Source organism: Streptomyces huiliensis (assembly GCF_020037025.1).
Lineage (GTDB): Bacteria > Actinomycetota > Actinomycetes > Streptomycetales > Streptomycetaceae > Streptomyces > Streptomyces huiliensis.
Window position 1 is genome coordinate 1 of the sequence record NZ_JAIQLH010000202.1, and the last position, 5,523, is coordinate 5,523.

The window sequence follows — 5,523 nt, forward strand, 5'->3', positions numbered from 1 at the left end:
CCGGTGGCCGGCCTCGGGGTGGCCGAGTCGCTCGAACCCGCCGGCTGCCTGGCCGCGGGCCGCGAGCTGGCCTCGCTGGAGGACCGCGTCGCGCTGCTGGTCATGGGCGACGGCAGCGCCCGCCGCACGGTGAAGGCGCCCGGCTACCTCGACGAGCGGGCGGAGGGCTTCGACGCCGCCTCGGCGGCCGCCCTGGGCTCCGCCGACACCGCCGCCCTCGCCGCCCTCGACTCCGCGACCGCCCGCGAGCTCCAGGCCGTCGGCCGGCCGGCCTGGCAGGTGCTGGCGGGCGCGGCGGAGGGCGCCGGGCTGAGCGGCCGGGCGCTGTACGAGGAGGCGCCGTACGGCGTGGGGTACCACGTCGCGGTCTGGTCCTGAGGCGCCCCGACGCGTCCACCGCGTACGCCGACGGCCGCGGAGCGAGCTGCTCCGCGGCCGTCGCCGTACCCGTACGAAAGACGTCAGGAAGAAGTCCCTAGCCCCGGGATTCGGTGCCGCCCTTGGGGCCCTCGGGCTCGGCGAGCCGGCCGAGCGCCTCCTTGGCCTTGCCGGTACCGGTCCGGATCTGGTTGCTGTACTTGCCGTCGGTCTTGGAGTCGACCATCCGCGCGGCCTTGTCCAGCCCCTGCTCGATCTTGTCCCCGTGCTGCTGCACGAGGCCGCCGACCTTGTCCTTCACCGGTCCGATCTTCGCCTTGAGATCGTCGAACAGGCCCATGGGCACCTACCCTCGCTTCCTTCCGCGCGCGGTCCGCGCACTACTTGCGGGCGCCCTCACCGGCCTCGCTGTCCGCCGCCTCGTCCGCGGACTGCTGCTTCGGAATGTCGACTCCCTCAGCCCCCTCGCCCCCGTCGGCCGCCCCGGTCTCCCCGGCGGAACCGGCCGCGGCGTCCGCGGTCGCCGCGGCCGTCGCGGTCTCATCCGCCGCGGTGTCCGTCCCGGCGCCGCCGTCCGGTTCCGCCGTCCGGGTGTCCGCCGCGGCCTCCTCCGTTGACGGCTGCGACGGCTTGCGGCGAAGCCATGAAAACACGCCCATATCTACTCCATTACCTTACTGGTGTGAGCGAAATCCCGGGTCGCCCGGAGCGTCCCATTGCGCCGCTCGCGGGCTCCGGCCCGTGAACCGGCGGTCGGAACCTCGCAACAGGCAACGAGGCCGTGGGCGTCGCGTCACGTCGCTCGTTCGAGGGGCGGCCCGGTGTTTGCGAGACTGGTGGGGTGAGAAACGCAGCCCCCGCACCGCAGGTCATCGCCGTCGTAGGTCCCACCGCGGCCGGCAAGTCCGACCTCGGCGTCGCGCTCGCGCGACACCTCGACGGCGAGGTCGTCAACGCCGACTCCATGCAGCTCTACCGCGGCATGGACATCGGCACCGCCAAGCTGACGACGGAGGAGCGGCAGGGGATCCCCCACCGGCTGCTCGACATCTGGGACGTCACCGAGGCCGCGAGCGTCGCCGAGTACCAGCGGCTGGCCCGCGCCGAGATCGACCGGCTGCTGGCCGAGGGCCGCACCCCCGTCCTCGTCGGCGGATCCGGCCTGTACATCAAGGGGGCCATCGACGCCCTGGAGTTCCCCGGCACCGACCCGGCCGTCCGGGCCCGCCTGGAGGACGAACTCGCCGAGCACGGACCGGGCGTCCTGCACACCCGGCTGGCCGCCGCCGACCCGGACGCGGCCCGCGCCATCCTGCCCGGCAACGGCCGCCGCATCGTCCGGGCACTGGAGGTCATCGAGATCACGGGGAAGCCGTTCACCGCCAACCTGCCCGGCGAGACGGCCGTCTACGACACCGTGCAGATCGGCGTCGACGTCGAGCGGCCCGAGCTGGACGAGCGCATCACCAGGCGCGTGGACGTCATGTGGGAGGCCGGACTGGTCGACGAGGTGCGCGAACTGGAGCGGGCCGGACTGCGCGAGGGGCGCACGGCGTCGCGCGCGCTCGGGTACCAGCAGGTGCTCGCCTTCCTCGCCGGCGAGTGCACCGAGCAGGAGGCGCGCGACGAGACCGTACGCGCCACCAAGCGCTTCGCGCGCCGTCAGGACTCCTGGTTCCGCCGCGACTCCCGCGTCCAGTGGCTCAGCGGCGCCGCCGACCGGCGGGCGGAACTCCCGGGACTCGCGCTGACGTTGGTCGAACGGGCGGTCACAGCCTGATCACGTGATGGCATCGGGACGCGCCACGTGTCATCCGGGTCTGTCGGACCGTGCCATCATCAGTCTTCGATCGAGCCGTGAAGTCCGGTTGGGAGGGCGCGTGGCGATGGAGGCCGGCCCTCGGGACAGACCGCAGCGACCGCTTGACGACGGGCCCGGCGAGCTCTCCCCCGACGGCCCGGACGCCGCCGACAACGCTGTCCCGGAGGACGGGGACGGCGGGACGGCCGAGTCCTTCCGCGAGCTGCGCCCCCCGCGCCGGCTCCGCGTCTGGCAGCTGGCGCCGATCGTCGTACTCGCCGTGACCGGCTCCCTGATGTTCGCCTTCCCGCTCGCCTTCGAGGTCGGCGACGGCGGCCCGGTCGTCGCCATGCTCGGCCTGCTGATCTGCGGCTGCGCCGCCGGCTGGGGCGTGATGGCGGCCCGCCGCGTCGGCTACACCTGGCCCGGTTTACCGCCGCGCGGCTCCGGACGGCGCCCGGACTGGCGGTACGTGGCCGCGTACGCCGCCGTCGTCGTCCTGGTGACCGTACTGGCCGTCTGGCGCGTGGCCCGGCTGCGGTGAGGGCCCGTACCGGCTGAGGGCCTGTACCGGCCGAGGGCCCCCGGACCGGCTGAGGGCTTCCGCGCCGCCCGCCGTACCATCGACACGTGAGCACCGCGCAGACCGCCTTCCTCAAGGGCCACGGCACCGAGAACGACTTCGTGATCATCCCCGACCACGACGGGCTGATCGACCTCTCCCCGGCCGCCGTCGCGCGGCTGTGCGACCGCCGGGCCGGCATCGGCGCCGACGGCGTGCTGCGGGTCGTCCGGTCCGCCGCCCACCCCGAGGCGCGGGCCATGGCCGACGAGGCCGAGTGGTTCATGGACTACCGCAACAGCGACGGCAGCGTCGCCGAGATGTGCGGCAACGGCGTCCGCGTCTTCGCCCGCTACCTCCAGCGGGCCGGCCTCGCCGACGCCGGCGACCTGGCCATCGCCACCCGGGCGGGCGTGCGCCGCGCGCACATCGCCAAGGACGGCCCCGACGGCGAGCCCGGTCCCGTCACCGTCTCCATGGGCCGGGCCGCGCTGCCCGCCGGCGAGGTGACCGTGACCGTCGGCGACCGCAGCTGGCCCGCGCGCAACGTGAACATGGGCAACCCGCACGCCGTCCTCTTCGTCGAGGACCTGGACCACGCCGGGAAGCTCTTCGACGCCCCGGCCGTGAGCCCGGCGGACGCCTACCCGGACGGCGTCAACGTCGAGTTCGTCGTCGACCGCGGCCCGCGCCACGTCGCCCTGCGCGTCCACGAGCGCGGCTCCGGCGAGACCCGCTCCTGCGGCACCGGCGCCTGCGCGGTGATGGTCGCCACCGCCCGCCGCGACGGCGCCGACCCGGCCGTCGACGGCCGGCCCGTCACCTACACGGTGGACGTTCCCGGCGGCCGGCTCGTGATCGGCGAGCTCCCGGACGGCACGGTCGAGATGACCGGTCCCGCCGTGATCGTCGCCGAGGGGCACTTCGACACCGCCTGGCTGACCGCCTCCTGACGGGCCGGATCCCGCGGCCGTAGCAGGTTCGTCGGTTTTCCGGATGAACGCCTCCCTCGAATGGGTGATCCGGTTCACTCTGCGCGAGAGGGGGTGAGCGGTGCGTGATGGGGTCGGTAGCATCAAGCACCGGCCCGGACGGCGTGAGCCGACCGCCGGTCGACGCTGCCGGAGGTGCCCATGAGCGCAGAGGCCACGAACGAACGCCCCAGCCGCCGCAGGCGCGGCCCCCGGATCGACCTGAGACGGCTGGGCCGCGCGGCGCTCGGCGGCTCGGGGGCCCGGGGCCGGCTCCCCGACGCCCTGGAGCACGTCGCCAAGGTGCACCGGGCCCACCACCCCGGGGCCGATCTCGACCTCCTGCGCCGCGCCTACCTGTTCGCGGAGACCTCGCACCGGGGGCAGACGCGCAAGAGCGGCGGCCCGTTCATCACCCACCCGCTCGCCGTCACCCTGATCCTGGCCGAACTCGGCGCCGAGACGACGACGTTGACGGCCTCCCTGCTCCACGACACCGTCGAGGACACCGAGGTGACCCTCGATCAGGTGGGGGAGCGGTTCGGCGCGGAGGTGCGGTTCCTCGTCGACGGAGTCACCAAGCTGGAGAAGGTCGACTACGGCGCCGCGGCCGAGCCCGAGACCTTCCGCAAGATGCTCGTCGCCACCGGCAACGACGTCCGCGTGATGTCCATCAAGCTCGCCGACCGGCTGCACAACATGCGCACCCTCGGCGTGATGCGCCCCGAGAAACAGGCCCGGATCGCCAAGGTGACGCGGGACGTGCTGATCCCGCTCGCCGAACGGCTGGGCGTCCAGGTGCTCAAGGCCGAACTGGAGGACCTGGTCTTCGCCATCCTCCACCCCGAGGAGTACGCCGCCACCCGCGAGGCCGTCCTCGCCCACGCCGGGCGCCCGGACCCGCTCCAGGCCACGGCGGCGCGGGTGCGCGCGGTGCTCCGGGAGGCCGGCGTCACCGCCGAAGTCCAGGTCCGGCCCCGGCACTTCGTCTCCGTGCACCGGGTGCGGCTCAAGCGCGGCGAGGTGACCGGCTCGGACCTGGGGCGGCTGCTCGTCCTGGTGGGGGAGGACGCGGACTGCTACGCGGTCCTCGGCGAGCTGCACACCTGCTTCACGCCGTACATCTCGGAGTTCAAGGACTTCATCGCCGTCCCCAAGTTCAACCTCTACCAGTCGCTGCACACCGCCATCGCGGGCGAGGCCGGCCAGGTGGCCGAGGTCCTCATCCGCACGCACCAGATGCACCGGGTCGCCGAGGCCGGTGTGATCGCGCTCGGCAACCCCTACGCCGCCGCCGAGACCCCCGACGCGGCGGAGGGCGAACGCGCCGACCCCACCCGCCCCGGCTGGCTCTCCCGCCTCCTGGAGTGGCAGCGGTCCGCCCCCGACCCCGACACCTTCTGGACCTCCCTCCGCGACGAGCTCGCCCAGGACCGGGAGATCACCGTCTTCCGCGCCGACGGCGGCACCATCGGCCTCCCGGCCGGCTCCAGCTGCGTCGACGCCGCGTACGCGCAGTACGGGCAGGGCGGCCACACCTGCATCGGCGCCCGGGTCAACGGCCGGCTGGTCGCCCTCGGGACCGTCCTGCGCGACGGTGACACCCTCCAGCTGCTGATGTCCCCGGACACCGCCTCCGGGCCGTCCCCCGACTGGCGCGAGCACGCTCGGACGCCCGCCGCCCGGATCGCCATCGGCAGCTGGTTCGCCACCCACCCGGCGCCCGACCCGGCGGCGGACGCCGGACCCGTCGGCGCGGCTCCCGCGCCGCCCCCCACGGCCCGTCCGGACGCCCGCGGCCCGGCGCCCGC

General features: G+C 74.4%; 7 protein-coding genes. 5 read left to right on the plus strand and 2 right to left on the minus strand.

Going from position 1 to position 5,523, the window contains the following annotated elements:
* Window positions 1–378 (plus strand): class III extradiol ring-cleavage dioxygenase family protein (locus JNW98_RS27520; RefSeq protein WP_504755436.1); only part of this gene is annotated, 378 nt, incomplete at its 5' end.
* A 97-nt stretch (window positions 379–475) separates the two neighbouring features.
* Here the strand turns inward: JNW98_RS27520 and JNW98_RS27525 are convergent.
* On the minus strand, window positions 476–718 hold the full coding sequence (locus JNW98_RS27525; RefSeq protein WP_223771014.1) for an antitoxin: 243 nt from the start codon (window positions 716–718) through the stop codon (window positions 476–478).
* A gap of 40 nt (window positions 719–758) precedes the next feature.
* Window positions 759–1,037 carry a hypothetical protein gene (locus JNW98_RS27530; RefSeq protein ID WP_223771010.1) on the minus strand — a complete coding sequence of 93 codons (279 nt, stop codon included), beginning with the start codon at window positions 1,035–1,037 and terminating at the stop codon, window positions 759–761.
* A gap of 182 nt (window positions 1,038–1,219) precedes the next feature.
* Here JNW98_RS27530 and miaA point away from each other — a divergent pair, with 182 nt between their 5' ends.
* The 4 genes from miaA to JNW98_RS27550 form a co-directional block, all read left to right on the plus strand.
* Window positions 1,220–2,158, plus strand: a complete 939-nt coding sequence (gene miaA, locus JNW98_RS27535; RefSeq protein WP_223771011.1) for a tRNA (adenosine(37)-N6)-dimethylallyltransferase MiaA — start codon at window positions 1,220–1,222, stop codon at window positions 2,156–2,158.
* A 106-nt stretch (window positions 2,159–2,264) separates the two neighbouring features.
* Window positions 2,265–2,723: a hypothetical protein gene (locus JNW98_RS27540; protein ID WP_223771015.1), complete on the plus strand. Its 459-nt coding sequence runs from the start codon at window positions 2,265–2,267 to the stop codon at window positions 2,721–2,723.
* Window positions 2,724–2,809: 86 nt separating this feature from the next.
* Window positions 2,810–3,694 (plus strand): diaminopimelate epimerase, encoded by an 885-nt coding sequence (gene dapF / locus JNW98_RS27545; protein WP_223771012.1) that lies wholly within the window; start codon window positions 2,810–2,812, stop codon window positions 3,692–3,694.
* 180 nt (window positions 3,695–3,874) lie between these two features.
* Window positions 3,875–5,523 (plus strand): RelA/SpoT family protein (locus tag JNW98_RS27550; protein ID WP_223771013.1); only part of this gene is annotated, 1,649 nt, incomplete at its 3' end.